16 protein-coding genes and 1 riboswitch are annotated in these 17,550 nt (G+C 63.6%); of the genes, 10 read left to right on the top strand and 6 right to left on the bottom strand.

The features are described from left to right. Window positions 1-155: 155 nt before the first annotated feature. Together ftsH and ACZM22_RS05945 are read left to right on the top strand one after the other, a co-directional pair. Complete coding sequence (gene ftsH / locus ACZM22_RS05950; protein WP_489543420.1) at window positions 156-1,976, top strand: ATP-dependent zinc metalloprotease FtsH; 1,821 nt, start codon at window positions 156-158, stop codon at window positions 1,974-1,976. Window positions 1,977-1,994: 18 nt separating this feature from the next. Then, window positions 1,995-2,822 carry a TrmH family RNA methyltransferase gene (locus tag ACZM22_RS05945; RefSeq protein ID WP_483268066.1) on the top strand — a complete coding sequence of 276 codons (828 nt, stop codon included), beginning with the start codon at window positions 1,995-1,997 and terminating at the stop codon, window positions 2,820-2,822. A gap of 45 nt (window positions 2,823-2,867) precedes the next feature. On the opposite strand, the gene metK is transcribed toward ACZM22_RS05945, so the two are convergent. Further along, window positions 2,868-4,052 carry a methionine adenosyltransferase gene (metK, locus tag ACZM22_RS05940; RefSeq protein ID WP_489543419.1) on the bottom strand — a complete coding sequence of 395 codons (1,185 nt, stop codon included), beginning with the start codon at window positions 4,050-4,052 and terminating at the stop codon, window positions 2,868-2,870. Window positions 4,053-4,135: 83 nt separating this feature from the next. Next, window positions 4,136-4,231: riboswitch (SAM riboswitch) on the bottom strand. A 176-nt stretch (window positions 4,232-4,407) separates the two neighbouring features. On the opposite strand from metK, the gene ACZM22_RS05935 reads away from it, so the two are divergent. Further along, window positions 4,408-5,274, top strand: coding sequence for a rhomboid family intramembrane serine protease (locus ACZM22_RS05935; protein ID WP_489543418.1), 867 nt, complete (start codon window positions 4,408-4,410; stop codon window positions 5,272-5,274). Window positions 5,275-5,319: 45 nt separating this feature from the next. Here the strand turns inward: ACZM22_RS05935 and ACZM22_RS05930 are convergent, their stop codons facing one another. The 4 genes from ACZM22_RS05930 to ACZM22_RS05915 form a co-directional block, all read right to left on the bottom strand. Beyond that, on the bottom strand, window positions 5,320-7,392 hold the full coding sequence (locus ACZM22_RS05930) for an ABC transporter permease (protein WP_489543417.1): 2,073 nt from the start codon (window positions 7,390-7,392) through the stop codon (window positions 5,320-5,322). Beyond that, window positions 7,389-8,153, bottom strand: coding sequence for an ABC transporter ATP-binding protein (locus ACZM22_RS05925; protein ID WP_483268062.1), 765 nt, complete (start codon window positions 8,151-8,153; stop codon window positions 7,389-7,391). The genes ACZM22_RS05930 and ACZM22_RS05925 overlap by 4 nt, the downstream gene beginning before the upstream one ends. A 116-nt stretch (window positions 8,154-8,269) precedes the next feature. Continuing rightward, window positions 8,270-9,262, bottom strand: coding sequence for a sensor histidine kinase (locus ACZM22_RS05920; protein ID WP_484424563.1), 993 nt, complete (start codon window positions 9,260-9,262; stop codon window positions 8,270-8,272). Window positions 9,263-9,275: 13 nt separating this feature from the next. After that, window positions 9,276-9,953 carry a response regulator transcription factor gene (locus ACZM22_RS05915; protein WP_489543416.1) on the bottom strand — a complete coding sequence of 226 codons (678 nt, stop codon included), beginning with the start codon at window positions 9,951-9,953 and terminating at the stop codon, window positions 9,276-9,278. Between the two features lie 185 nt (window positions 9,954-10,138). Between ACZM22_RS05915 and ACZM22_RS05910 the strand changes: the two genes are divergently transcribed. Genes ACZM22_RS05910 through ACZM22_RS05890 form a run of 5 tightly spaced genes read left to right on the top strand, consistent with a single transcriptional unit; the run spans window position 10,139 to window position 14,122 of the window. Further along, complete coding sequence (locus ACZM22_RS05910; RefSeq protein ID WP_484424561.1) at window positions 10,139-10,528, top strand: GntR family transcriptional regulator; 390 nt, start codon at window positions 10,139-10,141, stop codon at window positions 10,526-10,528. Continuing rightward, window positions 10,525-11,331 carry a hypothetical protein gene (locus ACZM22_RS05905; protein WP_489543415.1) on the top strand — a complete coding sequence of 269 codons (807 nt, stop codon included), beginning with the start codon at window positions 10,525-10,527 and terminating at the stop codon, window positions 11,329-11,331. The genes ACZM22_RS05910 and ACZM22_RS05905 overlap by 4 nt, the downstream gene beginning before the upstream one ends. Beyond that, the gene (locus tag ACZM22_RS05900) at window positions 11,324-11,842 is read left to right on the top strand and encodes a hypothetical protein (RefSeq protein ID WP_489543414.1); all 519 of its coding nucleotides are present in this window, start codon (window positions 11,324-11,326) and stop codon (window positions 11,840-11,842) included. Before ACZM22_RS05905 ends, ACZM22_RS05900 begins: the two co-directional genes overlap by 8 nt. Window positions 11,843-11,855: 13 nt before the next feature. Beyond that, a complete protein-coding gene (locus ACZM22_RS05895; protein ID WP_489543413.1) occupies window positions 11,856-12,602 on the top strand; it encodes an ABC transporter ATP-binding protein in 747 nt (248 codons plus the stop codon). Continuing rightward, window positions 12,599-14,122 (top strand): hypothetical protein, encoded by a 1,524-nt coding sequence (locus tag ACZM22_RS05890; protein WP_489543412.1) that lies wholly within the window; start codon window positions 12,599-12,601, stop codon window positions 14,120-14,122. The genes ACZM22_RS05895 and ACZM22_RS05890 overlap by 4 nt, the downstream gene beginning before the upstream one ends. A gap of 67 nt (window positions 14,123-14,189) precedes the next feature. On the opposite strand, the gene glmS is transcribed toward ACZM22_RS05890, so the two are convergent. Next, window positions 14,190-16,025 carry a glutamine--fructose-6-phosphate transaminase (isomerizing) gene (gene glmS / locus ACZM22_RS05885; RefSeq protein ID WP_489543411.1) on the bottom strand — a complete coding sequence of 612 codons (1,836 nt, stop codon included), beginning with the start codon at window positions 16,023-16,025 and terminating at the stop codon, window positions 14,190-14,192. A 467-nt stretch (window positions 16,026-16,492) separates the two neighbouring features. Between glmS and ACZM22_RS05880 the strand changes: the two genes are divergently transcribed. Further along, window positions 16,493-17,176 carry a DUF421 domain-containing protein gene (locus tag ACZM22_RS05880; RefSeq protein WP_483268053.1) on the top strand — a complete coding sequence of 228 codons (684 nt, stop codon included), beginning with the start codon at window positions 16,493-16,495 and terminating at the stop codon, window positions 17,174-17,176. Then, window positions 17,173-17,550 carry a DUF4363 family protein gene (locus ACZM22_RS05875; RefSeq protein WP_484438332.1) on the top strand — a complete coding sequence of 126 codons (378 nt, stop codon included), beginning with the start codon at window positions 17,173-17,175 and terminating at the stop codon, window positions 17,548-17,550. Before ACZM22_RS05880 ends, ACZM22_RS05875 begins: the two co-directional genes overlap by 4 nt.

The following is a 17,550-nucleotide window of genomic DNA, read 5'->3' as shown; positions in this document are numbered from 1 at the left end:
ACAAAAGTAGCAAAGTCTGTTCACAAAATATGCAATAAGTCCCGGATACGCCGGTGTTCAGGAAAAATTTACAGGTTTTTCCGCTGTGCCCTTTGACTTTACAGTACGGCGCGGCTATAATACTTTGAATAATACGTCTGCAAGGAGGCGCTTGTATGAGAGAGGTCAAGACCCCCAAGAAGCCTTTGCTCTACTACTACATTATCGCGATGCTGGTGCTGCTGCTGTTCAACCTGCTGGCTATGCCCTGGCTGACGGAGCACCAGATCCGTGAGGTGGACTACAATACCTTTATCACCATGACGGAGCAGAAAGAGATCGGGCAGGTGGAGATACAGGAGCAGAGCAACCGCATCCTGTTCACCGGCAAGGACAACAAGACCATCTATAAAACGGCCATCGTCCCCGATGACGGGCTGGTGCAGCGTCTGCTGGACGCGGGCATTTCCACCACCGGCGAGGAGGTGGAGCAGACCTCCCTGCTGATGAGCATTCTGGGCTGGGTGCTGCCGCTGATCCTCTTTATCGGCATCGGCCAGCTCATTTCCCGCAATATGGTGAAGAAAATGGGCGGAGACGGCAACTCCATGATGTTCGGCATGGGCAAGTCCAATGCCAAGGTCTACGTCCAGTCCTCCGAGGGCATCCGCTTTGCCGATGTGGCCGGTGAGGACGAGGCCAAGGAGAACCTTCAGGAGGTCGTAAACTACCTCCACGACCCCACCAAGTACAAAGAGATCGGCGCATCCATGCCCAAGGGCATCCTGCTGGTGGGCCCTCCGGGCACCGGTAAGACCATGCTGGCCAAGGCCGTGGCCGGTGAGTCCAACGTGCCGTTCTTCTCCATCTCCGGCTCCGAGTTCGTGGAAATGTTTGTGGGCATGGGCGCTTCCAAGGTGCGTGACCTGTTTACCCAGGCCAAGGAGAAGGCCCCCTGCATCGTGTTCATCGATGAGATCGACGCCATCGGCCAGAAGCGCAGCGGCGGCCAGTACGGCGGCAATGACGAGCGGGAGCAGACCCTGAACCAGCTGCTCACCGAGATGGACGGCTTTGAGGGCAACAACGGCGTCATCATTCTGGCGGCCACCAACCGCCCCGAGTCTCTGGACCCCGCGCTGACCCGTCCGGGCCGCTTCGACCGCCGCGTGCCGGTGGAGCTGCCGGATCTGAAGGGCCGCGAGGATATTCTGAAGGTCCACGCCAAGAAGATCAAAATCGCCGAGGATGTGGACTTCAACAAGGTGGCCCGCATGGCCTCCGGCGCTTCCGGTGCAGAGCTGGCCAACATCGTCAATGAGGCCGCCCTCCGCGCCGTCCGTGACGGACGCCGCTTCGCTACCCAGGCGGACCTGGAGGAGAGCATTGAGGTGGTCATCGCCGGCTATCAGAAGAAGAACGCCATCATGACCGACCATGAGAAGAAGGTCGTGTCCTACCACGAGATCGGCCACGCGCTGGTGGCGGCCCTGCAGACCCACTCCGCGCCGGTGCAGAAGATCACCATCGTGCCCCGCACCTCCGGCGCGCTGGGCTACACCATGCAGGTGGAGGAGGGCAACCATTATCTGATGACCAAGGAGGAGATGGAGAACAAGATCGCTACCCTCACCGGCGGCCGTGCCGCCGAGGAGACGGTGTTCGGCTCCATCACCACCGGTGCCTCCAACGACATTGAGCAGGCCACCAAGCTGGCCCGCGCCATGATCACCCGCTACGGCATGAGCGATGATTTCGGCATGGTGGCGCTGGAGGCCGTGACCAACCAGTATCTGGGCGGCGACACGTCCCTGGCCTGCTCCGCCGATACCCAGACGAAGATCGACCAGCAGGTGGTAGCTCTGGTGAAGCAGCAGCACGAGAAGGCGCTGAAGATCCTCACCGATAACCGCGGCAAGCTGGACGAGCTGGCCAAGCATCTGTATGAAAAGGAGACCATCACCGGCGAGGAGTTCATGCGCATCCTCAACGCCTGACGGAGGAAGGAGACCCCCATGGCCCGCACCATCGAGATCACCGATTTTGCTGCGCCGGAGCTGGATGTTTATGCCCGCGCTACGGAAAACCAGCTGGTAAACCGCGCAGACCCCGCCAACGCGTTGTTCATTGCCGAAAGCCCGCTGGTCATCGGGCGGGCGCTGGACGCGGGCTGCCAGCCGGTGTCGTTCCTCATGGAGCCCCAGCACATTTCCGGCAAGGGCGCGGAAATCCTGGCCCGCTGCGATGCGGACATTCCCGTCTATACCGCGCCGCTGGAGGTACTGACGCAGCTCACCGGTTTCCACCTGACACGCGGCATGCTGTGCGCCATGCGGCGGCCGGCACTGCCCTCCGTGGCGGAGGTCTGCGCCGGAGCGCGGCGCATCGCCGTGCTGGAAAACGTGATGAATCCCACCAATGTGGGGGCCATTTTCCGGTGCGCGGCGGCGCTGGGCATGGACGCGGTGCTGCTGACCCAACAGGGCAGCGACCCGCTGTACCGGCGGGCGTCCCGCGTCAGCATGGGCAACGTGTTTCTGGTGCCGTGGACGTATCTGCCGGAGGAGGGCGACTGGACGGGGACGCTCCGCGAAATGGGCTTCGTCACGGCAGCCATGGCGCTGCGGCAGGACTCTCTGCGGCTGGACGATCCCCGTTTGCTGGGCGCCGAAAAGCTGGCCGTGGTGCTGGGCACCGAGGGCGATGGGCTGGCGGACGGCACCATCGCGCAGTGCGACTATACGGTGATGATCCCCATGACCCACGGAGTGGACAGTCTGAATGTGGCGGCGGCCAGCGCCGTGGCCTTCTATCAGCTGGGGCTTCAATGCCGCGACAAGTAAAAAAGAGTCCCGCAGCAATGCTGCGGGACTCTTTTTTCCGGATTTTTACAGACCCAGCGCGGCCTTCAGGGCGTCCACGCGGTCGGTCTTTTCCCAGGACACGCCCAGATCCTCGCGGCCCATGTGGCCGTAGGCCGCCAGCTGGCGGTAGATGGGCTTGCGCAGGTCCAGATCGCGGATGATGGCGGTGGGGCGCAGGTCAAAGACCTTCTCCACAGCGGCCTCCAGCTTGTCATCGGCCACCACGCCGGTGCCGAAGGTCTCCACCAGCACGCTGACGGGACGGGCCACGCCGATGGCGTAGGCCAGCTGCACCTGGCACTTCCGGGCGAGACCCGCGGCCACCACGTTCTTGGCCACCCAGCGGGCGGCGTAGGCCGCAGAGCGGTCCACCTTGGTGGGGTCCTTGCCGGAGAAAGCGCCGCCGCCGTGAGGAGCGCTGCCGCCGTAGGTGTCCACAATGATCTTGCGGCCGGTGAGGCCGGTGTCGGCGGCGGGGCCGCCGTTGACGAAGCGGCCGGTGGGGTTGACGTAGATCTTGGTCTCATCGTCCAGCAGGTCGGCGGGAACGGTGGGCTTGATGACCAGCTCGATCATGTCCTTGCGGATCTGCTCCAGAGACACGTCGGGGCTGTGCTGCGTAGACAGGACCACGGTGTCCACGCGGATGGGGGCGCCGTCGTCACCGTACTCCACGGTGATCTGGGTCTTGCCGTCGGGACGCAGGTAGTCCACCAGACCCTGCTTGCGCACGTCGGTCAGGCGCTTGGCCATCTTCTGGGCGATGGAGATCGCCAGTGGCATCAGCTCCGGCGTCTCGTCGCAGGCGTAGCCGAACATCATGCCCTGGTCGCCGGCGCCGTTGTCCAGCTCGCTCTCGCCCTTGGCCTTGGCCTCGTAGCTCTTGTCCACGCCCAGCGCGATGTCGCTGGACTGCTCGTCGATGTTGGTGATAACGGCGCAGGTGTTGCCGTCAAAGCCGTACTGGGAGCGGTCGTAGCCGATGTCCAGCACCACCTGACGGGCGATCTTGGGGATATCCACGTAGCAGCTGGTGGTGATCTCGCCCATGATGTGGATCAGGCCGGTGGAGGCGCAGGTCTCGCAGGCCACGCGGCCATTGGGGTCCTGGGCGAAGATGGCATCCAGCACCGCATCGGAGATCTGGTCGCAGATCTTATCGGGATGCCCCTCAGTAACGGATTCGGAAGTAAACAGATGTCTTGCCATGATAAATTTCTCCTTTCTTTTGGGAACACGCAATAAAAAAGCGCTCTGTCCGAACCGACAGAGTGCTGAAGCTTTCTTGCCTTCCCTCATCTTTCGATTCGTTCGCCGGATTTGGCACCTTGAAAAAACAGGTTGCCGTGGCTTCATCGGGCCGGTCCCTCCGCCACTCTTGATAAGGTATTCACTTGTACGCATATCATAGCACATTTTTCGCGGTTGTCAATAGATTTCCCGCAAAAACCGCAAATTATCCACTTTCCGGAAACTTTTTTATTGTTCAAAAAAATGACATGACTTTTTTCGTCCTATGCGCTACAATAGGCGTTACTTGAATTGATACAGGAGGACGTTCCCCTTGAAAAAGCTCTATGACGGGGTGCAGCGCTTCTGCGCCGCCCACCCCCGCTTTGGTATTCCCAATCTGATGCGCGTCATCGTCATCGGCAACGCGGCGGTGTATATCCTGTCCATGCTGACAATGTACACCAATCCCGCCGCGCTGGACTTTCTCAAATTCAACCTGAACGGTCTGCTCCACGGCGAGATCTGGCGCATCGTGACATTCATCTTCTATCCCAGCGCCAGCTCCCCGCTGATGCTCATCATCAGCCTGTACTTTTACTACTGGATCGGCTCGACACTGGAGCAGCAGTGGGGCACCGCCAAGTTCAATCTCTACTACTTCAGCGGTATGCTCCTGACGGTGATCGGCGCCATTCTGGCCAGCCTTATCACCGGCAACAACTTCATCAGCGTGGCGGGCACCACCTACGTGAACCTGTCCATGTTCTTCGCCTTCGCCATGCTGTTTCCCGACACCACGGTGCTGTTCATGTTCTTCCTGCCCGTGAAGATGAAGTGGCTGGCGTATCTGGACGGTGCGCTGTTCGCCTTCGACATCATCCGCGCCATTGGCCAGCACAACTGGGCAGGCGTGGTGCTGCCGGTGGTGGCGCTGCTGAACTTCGCCGTGTTCATCTGGCCGGAGGTACACTATCTGGCCAACCGCACCAGGCAGCAGTACAGCCCCAGGACCGTGCAGTTCAAGCAGGCGGTAAAGCAGCAGGAGAAGGAAAAGGGCTATCACCACAAGTGCGCCGTGTGCGGCCGCACCGACACCGACTACCCCGATCTGCAGTTCCGCTATTGCAGCAAGTGCGCGGGCTACCACTGCTTCTGTCAGGATCACATCTTCAACCACGTACACTTCACCGAGGAGTGAGTGCAAAGCGCCCTCCGGCCTGTTGGCCGGAGGGCGCTTTTTTGTTTATTCACGCTCCGCCGCGCCGCTGACGATGTGGTAGTAGGCATTGGAGGTCAGCTTATAGGCCAGCGTATACAGCAGGGCGAAGGCCACGTAGCTGACGACGGTGGTGCCGATGAGCAGCGAGGTGTTGCTGAGGTTGAACAGCAGCAGGAGCTTGTGGATGAAGGGGAAGGCGAAGCACAGGTGGACACCGGACAGTGCCATGGGCAGGAAAAACACGGTGAGCAGCTGGGAGTTGATGCTGCGGCGGATGTCCTGCTTCGTCATGCCCACCTTCTGCATGATGGCGAAGCGGCTCTGGTCCTCGTAGCCCTCGCAGACCTGCTTGTAGTAGATGATGGAGACGGCGGCCAGTGAGAACACCACGCTGAGCATGATACCCAGAAAGAACAGGCCGCCGTAGGCGCCGTAGAAGTCGCTGCGGTTGGCCGCCAGAGACTCCACCTCCCAGCCGGTGGTGAGTCCGGTCTCCGCGTAGACGTTGTACAGGGCCAATTCCAGCGCGTCCGTCAGGTTCGCAGGCACGCCGTCCGTCCCATAGGAGGCGGAGCCGCTGTGCTGCGCGTCGTCAGGCAGGTCACTGTCGAACTGGTAGTACCAACGAAGCTGGACGGAGAGGTCGCTGTTGGCGGACAGATCCAGCAGCAGCCGGGCGGCGCTTTCGAAGGCGGGCACCACCACGTAGAGGGACGGGGTGACATCGGCGGCGGAGGCCCCATTGACGGCGCAGCGGTCCAGCAGGGACTTCACGCGCCATGTGGTATCGCCCACGGTGAACTGCGGGGCCGTGTAGGTCATGCGGTGGCCGTAGACGTAGACCTCGCCGTCCGACAGCGTCAGCTCCGTGCCCGTAAGGGCGTTGTAGTCCGGCAGAGAGATCAGGGTCACGCGGGTCATCTCCGAAGCCGGGCCGCCGCTGTCGCTGGCGCTGCGCAATGCGCCATCCGGCGTCAGTATGCCGTAGAGCCATGCGGCGCGGTAATCCTGCACATTGTCGCGGGAGGAGCCCATAGCGTCCGCGGCGTCCGCCACGGCGGCGCGGAGGATGTCCAGATGCGCTTCGTCCATCTGGTCCAGCCGGTCGCCGAAATAGCACTCCACGCCGATGTCACGGGGGTAGCGCTGGTGCAGGGCATCCTCCACGCCGTAGTACATGCAGGTGGTGGAGGAGAGCATCACCAGCACCATGGTGGCCAGCACGCAGATGCTGGCAAGACCCGCGCCGTTGCGCTTCATGCGGTAGGCCATGGAGGAGACGGACACGAAGTGGCGGGGCTGATAGTAGTAGCGGGGGTTCTTCTGGAGCATGCGGCACAGGGCCACGGAACCGGTGATGAACAGCAGGTACGTGCCCACAATGACCATGATGACCGCCACGAAGAACCAAGTCAGTGCCTCCAGCGGCTCGCGGATGGACACGGCCAGCCAGTACGCGCCGCCCAGCAGGGCGATGCCCAGCACGGCCAGTGCCCACCTGGCGCGGGGCGGCTTCTCGCCTACGGACTCGCTGCGCAGCAGGGCCACGGCGCTGACGCGGTGCAGCTCCCACAGGGAGCGCAGGAAGATCAGGGCGTGGATGGCGGCGAACAGGCCCAGCGTCACGAGCAGCGAGGGGATGCTGACGGTGAAGGTGTAGGCGATCTGAAGATGAAGGAGATTCAGCAGGGCCGCCTCCGCCAGCTTGGACAGCAGAATGCCCAGCGCCAGGCCGATGAGGGTGGTGGCGCCGCAGGAGAGCAGCGTCTCCCACAGCAGGACGCGGGCGATGTTGCCCTTGCCCATACCCAGCACGTTGTATAGGCCAAACTCCCGGCTGCGGCGGCGAATCAGGAACGAATGGGTGTAAAAGAGGAAGATCAGGGCGAAAAAAGCGATGACCATGCTGCCGAGGCTCATGATCAGGGCCGTGCTGCGGCCGCCGGACATCTGAGGCAGCACAGAGGACACCGACAGGCCCATGAGGATGTAGAACACGGCGGTGACGCCGGTGCAGGTCAGCAGGTACGGCAGGTACAGCCGGCGGTTCTGCTTCATGCCCGTCCACGCCAGACGGGGGTAAAATCCGCGGTTCATCGTGCGTCACCGCCTGCCTGCAGCATGGTCAGGGTGTCGGAGATGACCTGATAGAAGCCGGCGTCGCTGCTGTCGCCGCGGTAGACCTGATGGAATACCTCGCCGTCCTTGATGAACAGCACGCGGCCGGCGCGGCTGGCCGCCTTGACGGAGTGGGTGACCATGAGGATGGTCTGGCCCCGGCGGTTCACATCGCCGAACAGCGTCAGGAGTTCATCGGTGGCCCGGGAGTCCAGTGCGCCGGTGGGCTCGTCCGCCAGCAGCAGGCGGGGCTGGGTGATAAGTGCGCGGGCCACGGCGGCGCGCTGCTTCTGGCCGCCGGACACCTCGTAGGGGTACTTTTTCAGCAGGTCCGCGATGCCCAGCTGGTCCGCCAGAGGACGCAGGCGGTCACGCATCTCGCTGTACGGGCGGCCCGCCAGCACCAGCGGCAGATAGATGTTGTCCTCCAGCGAGAAGGTATCCAGCAGGTTGAACTCCTGAAACACGAAGCCCAGATGGTCACGGCGGAAGGCGGCGGCATCCGCCTCCTTCACGGCGGACAGGTCACGTCCGTCCAGACGCACCGTGCCGGCAGTGGGGGTATCCAGCGCCGCCAGAATGTTCAGCAGCGTGGTCTTGCCGGAGCCGGATTCGCCCATGATGGCCACATATTCGCCCTGCTCCACCGTGAACTCCACGTTGTGCAGGGCCTCCACGCGGCTGCCGCCGAAGCGGGTGGTATACACCTTGCGCAGACCGCTGACTTCCAGAATCGACATAAAAACGACCTCCTTTTGTTTGCAGGTCACAGTATAGCAGGGGCGGGAAACGGCTGCCATAGCGTTGGCTTACATTTCCCGCCCGTATTCTAACAGAATTGTAAGATTTCAGACGCTCACTCCAGAGGGCCGGTGCGGCGGCTCAGGTCCAGACGCAGCACGGTGCCCTCCCCTGCCGCAGACGATGCGGTGATGGTATGCCCCAGGTCGCGGCAGATGCGGCGGCAGAGGTACAGGCCGATACCGCTGGCCTGCCGGTAGGTGCGGCCGTTGCGGCCGGTGTAGCCGCGATCGAAGATGCGGGGCAGATCCTCCGCCGTGATGCCGATACCGGTGTCGCGGATGCAGAGGGTGGCAGGGGCCTCCGCGTCGATGGTGATGCCGCCGCCCTCCGGCGTGTATTTCAGGGCGTTGGACAGCACCTGCTCCACCACGAAGCCCAGCCACTTCTCGTCTGTCACCACCGACAGATGCAGCGGCTCATAGTGCAGGGTGAGCTTACGGTCGATGAATTCCCCCGCGAATTTCCGCAGGCTCTGGCGGATGATGCCGTCCAGATCGCAGGCGCGGATCACAAAGTCGCTGGTCCCCTCGTCCAGGCGCAGGTACATCAGCACCATGTCCACGTACTGCTCGATGCGCAGCAGCTGGCTCATGAGCCGGCGGGCATTGGGGGTGTCGTCCGGCTGGAGGGTCAGGCGCATGGCGGCGATGGGGGTCTTGATCTGATGGACCCAGGCGGTGTAGTAGTCCACCATCTCCCGATAACGGGCGGCGTCGGCCGTCTCCCGCTCCGATGCGGCGCGGCGCAAGGCGGCGATGGCGGCCATGCAGTCGCCCTCCTCAATGGAGGCGGGTTCCGGCAGGTCCATGAGCTGGGCGTTAGCCGCCGTCTGGAGCTCCGAGAGCTTCCGGTGGCGGCGGAGGGTACGGGTATAGTCCCAGACTGCGGCGGCCAGACACAGCAGCAGGCTCAATAACGCAGGGTAGGCCACTGCCGCCAGCGGCAGGCCATACAGAGCAAAGCTGGCCGCCAGCAGGCCCCAGCTCAGGATGAGCAGTAATATCGCCAGACGGTGCTGGCGGAGATATCGTCCGAAAAATTTCATAGGTCTCCTTATGTCAGTCCTGCGCCACCAGATAGCCCACGCCGTGGCGGGTGGTGATGAAATCCTCCAGCCCCGAGGCGGCCAGCTTCCTGCGCAGGCGGTTGACGTTGACCGTCAGGGTATTCTCGTCCACGAAGCTGTCCGTCTCCCACAGGGTCTGCATCAGCTTTTCACGGCTGACCACCTGTCCCGCCCGCTCCATAAGGCACAGCAGGATGCGGTACTCGTTTTTCGTCAGGTCGACGGACGCGCCGCCGTACTCCAGCTTCTGCACGTCCGTGCGCAGGCGGGCCCCGCGGCACACCGGCACCGGCGGCTGCACCGAAAAGTCGTAGGTGCGGCGCAGCAGGGCCTGCACCTTGGCCATCAGCACGTTCCGGTCAAAGGGCTTGGCGATGAAATCGTCGGCGCCCATGTTCATGGCCATGACGATGTTCATATTGTCCGCCGCCGAGGACAGGAAGATGATGGGCACGCGGCTGGTGCGGCGGATCTGGCGGCACCAGTGGTAGCCGTCGAAAAACGGCAGAGAGATGTCCAGCAGAATGAGGTGCGGGCCGTAGGCCGCGGCCTCCTCCGCCACGCGGCGGAAATCCGAGACGCAGCGGGCCTCCAGCGCCCAGGACTCCGCCTGTTCACAGACGGCCTGCGCGATAGCGGCGTCGTCCTCCACGATGAAAATACGGTACATGGCGCTCCCCTCCCCTGCTTCTTCGCTGCCAGTTTATTATACCCGACAGGAGGGCCGGTGGCAAGCCGCCGGAGCTTACGACTTTTTTAATTTTTGGGGTTGACAGCAAACTGTGTTATTCGTATAATACAGTTAACGACCGTATTACACAGCTAATACAGTTTCACAGAAAGGAGGCGAGGCGCGTGATCTCATTTCAGGACTTCCGACAGACGGACGACACCCCCATCTATCTCCAGATCGTCCGATACATCCAGCAGGGGCTGGCGGCAGGCGCCATACAGGACGGCGACGAGCTGCCGTCGCGGCGGGTGGTGTCGGCGCTGCTGGCAGTGAATCCCAACACCGTGCAGAAGGCTTTCAAGCTGCTGGAGGACGAGGGGCTGGCCACGTCCCGTGCCGGAGCCAAGAGCTGTATCCAGGCGTCGCCGCAGCAGATCGAAGCCCTGCGGCAGGCGATGCTGGAGACGGAGATGCAGGCCATGGTGGACGCGGCACGGCACATGGGGCTGAGCCGCGAGGAGGCCCACCGCCTGCTGGACGCACTGTATGACAAGGAGGGAGCGGAGGTATGAGAAAGCATTTATCCGTACTGGGGCTGGCGGCCCGAGGCGCGGTGGGCCGCATACTGCTCATCACGGTGCTGACGGCGGCACTGGCAGGCGCGCTGCTGTATCTGGTGCCGGCGCAGACGCCCAGCCAGTCCACGGTATATCCCGACGGGGAGGTCGTGGAGACATATACTCCCAGCGACTACTGTTATCTGCCATCCCGCACCGGCGCCACGGTGGTGTGTGCCGTGGGACTGGCGGGTGTGATGGCGGTGCTGAGTCTCAACGGCTGCGGCTACGGAACAAAGACGGATCTGACCATGCGGCGGCTGCGCATCGGCGAGGGCGCGGCCAACCTGTGGTGGATGGCGCTGAACGCCGTGTGCCTGCTGTTCTACTGGGCGGTGATGGCGGCGGTGACGGTGCTGGTATTGCAGCTGCGCATCCGGAACATCGTACCGGACAACGCATTATACACGCCCGGGCGGCAGACGCTGCTGCTGGCGGTGTATGCCAGCAGCTTCCTGCACCATCTGATGCCTGTGCGGGACACGCTGGTGTGGGCGGAGGACGGACTGCTGCTGGCGCTGTGCGCCGCGGCGGCGGCGCGGTTCTCCCAGGCCCAGCGCCGGGGGAAATTCAGCATCGCGCCTATTGCGGCGCTGGCACTGACCATCGGCGGCTTCTTCCCACGGATGGGAGCTGCCTCCACATTCATATGGGCTTTTGTGGCCGCAGCGGGCGCGGGACTCTGCGTGGTGCTGCTGCAGAAAGGAGAGACGGAGGATGCCGAAAAACAGGACTTCCGCGTGCGGCAGGATGCTTGAGCACGTCCTGCCCCCCAACGTACCGGCGGACACCATGCAGGGCATCATCATCGGCAGTCTGGCCATCGGCGCACTGACGGCTGCCATCGACTTCACCGTGCATTACGCCGCGACCTACCGCGGCATGTTCTACTGGGACGGACGGCTGATGGACACGGCGCTGATGGGCCCCTTCTCCGCCTATGTGGAGCCGGTGGTCATCGTGTTCGGCGTGGTGGTGCTGCTGGCGCTGCTGTCGTCTGTGATGCTGTACAGCTCCTATTATCTGGGCGGGCGCAGCATCTACCTGATGCGCCGTCTGCCCGATGGGCGGCAGACCCTGCGGCGGCAGGTGTGGACCGCGCCGCTGGTCTGGGCGGTGTGCGCCGTGGCCGCGGCGGCGGTGGTGCTGGGGCTGTGCTATCTGGCGTGGCGGTTCATCACGCCGGAGCAGTGCATTCCCACGGCGGAGAATATCCAGCGGGTCATGAACGCCATTGCCGCGTCGCCCTATGCGCACTACTACGGTTAAGGAGGGATCACATATGCTTGAGATCAGCCATATCAGCAAGAAATACGGTTCCAAGGAGGCGCTGCACGATGTGTCCCTGACGCTGCCACAGGGGCAGATCGTGGGGCTGTTCGGCGAGAACGGCGCGGGCAAGACCACGCTGATGAAGTGCGTGCTGGGTCTTGTGCGGCACGAGGGCACCGTGACGCTGGACGGCACCGCCATCGACCGCACCAACATCGACCGGCTCAGCTTTGCCACCTGCGAGCACTCGTTTTTCCCCGGGCTGACGGCGGCGGCCCATCGGGACTTCTACGCCGCCCACTTTCCCCGCTTCAACGACAAGCGGTTCCATGGGCTGATGGAGTTTTTCTCCTTACCCATGGACAAAAAGCTGCGCAGCTTCTCCGCCGGTATGCAGAACCAGTTCGAGGTCATCATGGCGCTGTCGCAGGGGGCGGACTACATCCTGATGGATGAGCCATTCGCCGGAAACGACATCTTCAACCGCGAGGACTTCTACAAGGTGCTGCTGGGTATCCTGACGGAACGGGAGACGGTGCTTTTGAGCACCCACCTCATCGAGGAGGTGAAGGACTGCATCTCCCGGGCCGTACTCATCCGCGAGGGCGGCATCGTGGGGGACTGCTCCGCCGAGGAGCTGGAGGAGTCCGGCAGAGACCTGATGGGCTATATCAAGGAGACATATCACTACCGGCCGGAGCGTGTCAGTCAGGCACTGGATGCCCTGACGGACGGAGAGGAGGGCGAGGACACATGAAACAGAGCCTTGCGGCTGCGGCGGCCATGCTGGTGCTGGCGGCGGCGGTACTGACGGCGGCCAATACGGCGCTGGACGCCACCGCCGTGCCGATGCCCTACACCGCCGTCCTCTCCCACGGCGACGCCGCAGCGGCGGAGGGCCTGCGCTTCCGCACCGCCGCGCGGTTCGGCAGCTGCCTGCGGTGGGACACGGTGTACGACGTGGGGGCCAATACGTGGGAGTCGGAGGAGTCCTTTGCCGTGCGGGTCTACAACAACGCCTACACCCAGTATGACGATGTAGCGGATCCTCCATCGTGGGAGAGCTTCAACACGCGGTACATCAATGCGGCGATCCGGCGGGAGGATGCGCTGGGTGCGCACCTGCGGCAGGCCGCGGAGGCCCGGAATCGTGAGAACGGCTACGAAAGCAGCTACACCGAGCGGGTGATGCTGCGGGAGTACTATGAGGCGTATCCCCTGTACCTGGCGTCCGATGCGCACAGCGTGGGGCAGCTGTTTGACGACTACAGCGACTACGATGAGCTGACGTTCCCCATGTTCGACAGGCTGCGCATCCCGGTGGGGGATGCGGACTGGATGGAGCCCAGCGTTGTTACCGGCTCCTCTGGAAAGATGTATCTCACGGGCGACACGCGGCTGCGCACGCAAAACCGGTTCACGCCGCTGTCGCTGGGGTGCGAGAGCGGTACGTTGGTGACGGTGGGCTTTTCCCCCGACGCGGAACCCCAGGCGGAATGGGCGCCGGAGGGCTTCGGGCTGTGGTACATCCCGTTCATCAAGGAGAGCGGCACCAGCCGGGCCGGAGGCGGCTACACCTACACGCGGGTGGATGCGGACAATGCGCAGCTGGTGTGTGAGCTGGACATCGCCGCGCAGCGGGTGATAGGCTTGCAGTACAGCGGCGACCGGTCAGAGGTGCTGCTGACCACCGCTGAGGACGGTCAGTACGTGCTGCGCATTCTGGACGCGGCGGACTTCCGCTGCAAGCAGATCGTCCCGCTGGTGGAGGTGGGCGAGCTGCTGCACTGGGAGGGCACCGTCGGCACCGGGGCCGGTTTTGCCTATCAGGAGAGCCGGTCGGACTACCCCACCGTGACCTATCACAGTGAGGACGACCTGCTGGTGGCCGCTGCGGGCAAGACGCTGGTGGTGCTGCTGCCGGAGGGCGGCGGCTGGGCCGTGGAGTTCACCACGCCGCTGCTGTGGCCCACATGGCAGGACGATGGAACGCTGGACTGGGACGCGGCTATGCTGACGGACGCTGCGGACGCGTGGTACTACGGCAGCTCCACCATCGATCTGACGGACGAGGTGGACCGCATGCCCATGTGCTGGCAGGACGGGAAGCTGGCGCTGGCCGCCAACGACTACAGCGGCGAGCAGACGCTGGTGGAGGTCTACGACCGGACGGGGCTGCGGTACGGTGCGCTGCTGGACGCGGGGCTAAGTGCGCAGGAGCGCTCCAGCTTCGGCTTCAGCGCGGCGCGGGAGTATCCCGAGCTGGCCTGGGAATAAACAAAAAAGCAGCCCTCCGGCACTTCTGAAGTGTCGGAGGGCTGCTTTTTCTGCTGATTTTGGGGCGTTATTCCACGGTGACGCTTTTGGCCAGATTGCGGGGCTTGTCGATGTCGCAGCCACGGGCCAGGGCGATGTAGTAGGCCAGCAGCTGCAGGGGCACCACGCCCAGCTGGGGCAGGAGCATGGTCTCCGTCTCCGGCACGGTGAGGACGCGGGCCACGCGGCTGTGCATCCGCTCCGCGCCGGTCTCGGTGGTCAGGGCCAGCACCCGGGCGCCCCGGGCCTGCACCTCCACCACGTTGCTCATGGCCTTGTCGAACAGGGGCATATACGTGGCGGCGGCGATCACCGGCGTGCCCTCCTCAATAAGGGAGATGGTACCGTGCTTCAGCTCGCCGGAGGCGTAGGCCTCGGAGTGGATATACGAAATTTCCTTCAGTTTCAGGCTGCCCTCCAGCGACAGGGCGTAGTCCAGATTGCGGCCGATGAAGAAGATCTGCTCATGGCCCGCCAGCTCCCGAGCCGCGGCCTGTATCTCCGCGGTGTCGGAGAGGATATGGGCCATCTGGGCGGGCAGGGCCTCGATGCCCTGCACCATGGCGGTGTAGGTGTCGAAGTCCACGGTGCCTAAAATATCGCCGAAGTACAGGCCCAGCAGGTTCAGCACCACCATCTGGGTGCTGTACGCCTTGGTGGTGGCCACGGCGATCTCCGGCCCCGCCCAGGTGTACAGCACGTCGTGGGACTCCCGGGCGATGGAGGAGCCCACCACGTTGACGATGGACAAAATGCGGGCGCCGCGCTTCCTGGCCTCCCGCAGGGCGGCCATGGAGTCCAGCGTCTCGCCGGACTGGCTGATGACGATGACCAGGTCGCCCTTGCCCACGATGGGGTCGCTGTAACGGAACTCGGAGGCCAGGCTCACCTCCACGGGGCGGCGGAGCAGGCGCTCCAGCACGTACTTGCCCACCATGCCCACGTGGTAGCTGGAGCCGCAGGCCACGATGCACACGCGGCCCAGCTCCCGTATCTCACGATCCGTCATGGTCAGGTCGCTGAGCACCACGCGGCCGTCCCGGATGCGGCCGGTGATGGCGCGGGCGATGGCGTCGGGCTGCTCGTAGATCTCCTTGAGCATGAAGTGGTCGTAGCCGCCTTTTTCCGCAGCGTCCACATCCCAGTCGATGTGGTGATGCTCCTTTTCGATGGGGCGGCGGCGCTCGTCATAGATGCGGATGCCGCCGCATGTGACGATGGCCAGCTCGCCGTCGTCCATGTACACGATATCTCGTGTGTGGCGCAGCAGCGCCGTCACGTCGGAGGCGATGAAGTTCTCTCCGTCGCCGTAGCCCAGCAGCAGCGGCGCGTCCTTGCGGGCGGCAATGAGCCGGTCCGGCGCGTCGGCGCAGACGATGCCCAACGCGTAAGCGCCCTCCACGGCGGAGAGCATGCTGTTCACTGCCTCGAACACGTCGCGGCTGGCGGCGTAATAGTAGTCCAGCAGCTGGGCCACCACCTCCGTGTCCGTCTCGGAGCGGAAGGTGTAGCCCTTGGCGGTGAGCTGGGCGCGGAGCAGGGCGTAGTTCTCGATGATGCCGTTGTGGACAACGGCGAACAGGCCGCTCTGGCTGACCTGGGGATGGGCATTGATGTCGTTGGGCTCGCCATGGGTGGCCCAGCGGGTATGGCCCACGCCCAGCGTACCGGTGAGGGTGCGGCCCTCCTCCGTCAAATCGGCCAGCGCCTGCAGGCGGCCTCTGGTCTTGCAGACCTGCAGGCCCTCGGGGCCGCAGACAGCCATGCCCGCCGAGTCGTAGCCGCGGTACTCCAGACGGCGCAGGCCGTCCAGCAGGATGGGGGCGGCTTCCTGCGTGCCCACGTATCCCACGATTCCACACATATTTGATTTTCCTCCTGAAAGATATGATCTCTGTCGGAAGAACAAACGCGCAGACCATTTGTGTCTTCGCATCCGGTCACAGCCCCTCTGTTTTGCGGTCGCCCGCATATTTATGAGCTGTGTGCGCATCCGGACGATGCGGAGGAGCATCCGCCGAATTTTCGATCGCTCCCCACCTCGTTATCCCACGGCGGCGGAAAAGAAAAATATCCGCCGGCCTGCCGGCGAGAGATTTTTCGTCAAGACAAGGCGCAGAAGCGCAGGAATACTTTCTGTATTTCCAGCTTTTGCAACGATGTATTGGCGGAAAATATCCGCCGGCGCGTGGGAGCATGGCGCTTGTGTCGGAACCTGTGTCCGAATCCTCCCTTCACATTCTGCGTATCTATGCAAACGCTGCGGGCGGCATATTTCCGGCCCGCAGGGGCATACTGAGAGAAATACCCTATGGAAAGGGCGTGTATCGCTTGGCAACTGCGTTTTTCCGCACCATCATCCTGTACCTGCTGCTGATCGCGGGTCTGCGGCTCAGCGGCAAGCGGCAGATCGGTGAGCTGGAGCCCATCGAGCTGGTGCTGACGCTGCTGATCTCCGATCTGGCGTCGGTACCCATGCAGGACTTCGGGCTGCCGCTGCTCAACGGCGTGGTGCCCATTCTGGCACTGATCGCGCTGTCCACCCTGTTCAGCTGCGCCAGCCTGCGGAACGTGCGGTTCAGGTCGCTGGTATGCGGCGAGCCGGCGCTGGTCATCAGGGATGGCCGCATCCGGCAGGAGGTGATGCACCACAACCGCCTGACGCTGGACGAGCTGATGGAGGAGCTGCGGGGGCAGGGCGTGCTGGACATCAACACCGTGAAGTACGCGGTGCTGGAGACCAGCGGACACCTGTCGGTGCTGCTGCGGGCCGACCGGCAGCCGCTGACGGCGCAGCAGATGGCGGCTGCCGTGGAGGATGACGTGCTGCTGCCCACGGTGGTCATCAACGACGGCCGCGTCATGGCGGAAAACCTGCGGCAGGCCGGCCGGGATGAGAACTGGCTGCGGCAGCAATTGCAGAAGCGGAAAATAAAGCATCCCCGGGACGTGTTCCTCCTGTCCGTGGACGAGGGCGGCAACGTGGTATGCCAGCTGAAGGAGGACGCACGATGAAAGCCATACGCATCCCTGTTTTCGTGCTGGCGGTGCTGCTGGCGTTCTCCGTGTGCAACGCCGTACACCTCACCCGCCGGTGCGCGCTGTGGCAGGCGGAGCTGGCGGAGGCTGACCGTGCGGCGGCCATGGGCGACACGGAGGCCGCCGGTGCGGCGCTGGCGCGGCTGGAGGCCCTGTGGCAGGCCGATCAGGCGTATCTGCACATCGTGGTGTCCCACGAGGACATCCACGACGCGGAGGCGCTTTTGCAGCGGGCCGCGCTGCTGTGCGGCATAGGGAACGACGAACTGCGCCCCGCGCTGGCGGAGCTGCGGGCCGCCATGAGCATGGTGGCGGAGACACAGCAGATCAGCGCGAAGAATATCCTGTGA

It is taken from the genome of Vescimonas sp. (assembly GCF_057856985.1).
The sequence above is the reverse complement of the archived record's forward strand: the minus strand, read 5'-3'. Positions and strand labels throughout refer to the sequence as shown.

What these genes read in the sequence shown, in the direction of transcription:
- ftsH (WP_489543420.1), top strand. Translation starts at nt 156, where the DNA reads ATGAGAGAGGTCAAGACCCCCAAGAAGCCTTTGCTCTACTACTACATT.
- ACZM22_RS05945 (WP_483268066.1), top strand. Translation starts at nt 1,995, where the DNA reads ATGGCCCGCACCATCGAGATCACCGATTTTGCTGCGCCGGAGCTGGAT.
- metK (WP_489543419.1), bottom strand. Translation starts at nt 4,052, where the DNA reads ATGGCAAGACATCTGTTTACTTCCGAATCCGTTACTGAGGGGCATCCC.
- ACZM22_RS05930 (WP_489543417.1), bottom strand. Translation starts at nt 7,392, where the DNA reads ATGAACCGCGGATTTTACCCCCGTCTGGCGTGGACGGGCATGAAGCAG.
- ACZM22_RS05925 (WP_483268062.1), bottom strand. Translation starts at nt 8,153, where the DNA reads ATGTCGATTCTGGAAGTCAGCGGTCTGCGCAAGGTGTATACCACCCGC.
- ACZM22_RS05920 (WP_484424563.1), bottom strand. Translation starts at nt 9,262, where the DNA reads ATGAAATTTTTCGGACGATATCTCCGCCAGCACCGTCTGGCGATATTA.
- ACZM22_RS05915 (WP_489543416.1), bottom strand. Translation starts at nt 9,953, where the DNA reads ATGTACCGTATTTTCATCGTGGAGGACGACGCCGCTATCGCGCAGGCC.
- ACZM22_RS05905 (WP_489543415.1), top strand. Translation starts at nt 10,525, where the DNA reads ATGAGAAAGCATTTATCCGTACTGGGGCTGGCGGCCCGAGGCGCGGTG.
- ACZM22_RS05900 (WP_489543414.1), top strand. Translation starts at nt 11,324, where the DNA reads ATGCTTGAGCACGTCCTGCCCCCCAACGTACCGGCGGACACCATGCAG.
- ACZM22_RS05895 (WP_489543413.1), top strand. Translation starts at nt 11,856, where the DNA reads ATGCTTGAGATCAGCCATATCAGCAAGAAATACGGTTCCAAGGAGGCG.
- ACZM22_RS05890 (WP_489543412.1), top strand. Translation starts at nt 12,599, where the DNA reads ATGAAACAGAGCCTTGCGGCTGCGGCGGCCATGCTGGTGCTGGCGGCG.
- glmS (WP_489543411.1), bottom strand. Translation starts at nt 16,025, where the DNA reads ATGTGTGGAATCGTGGGATACGTGGGCACGCAGGAAGCCGCCCCCATC.
- ACZM22_RS05875 (WP_484438332.1), top strand. Translation starts at nt 17,173, where the DNA reads ATGAAAGCCATACGCATCCCTGTTTTCGTGCTGGCGGTGCTGCTGGCG.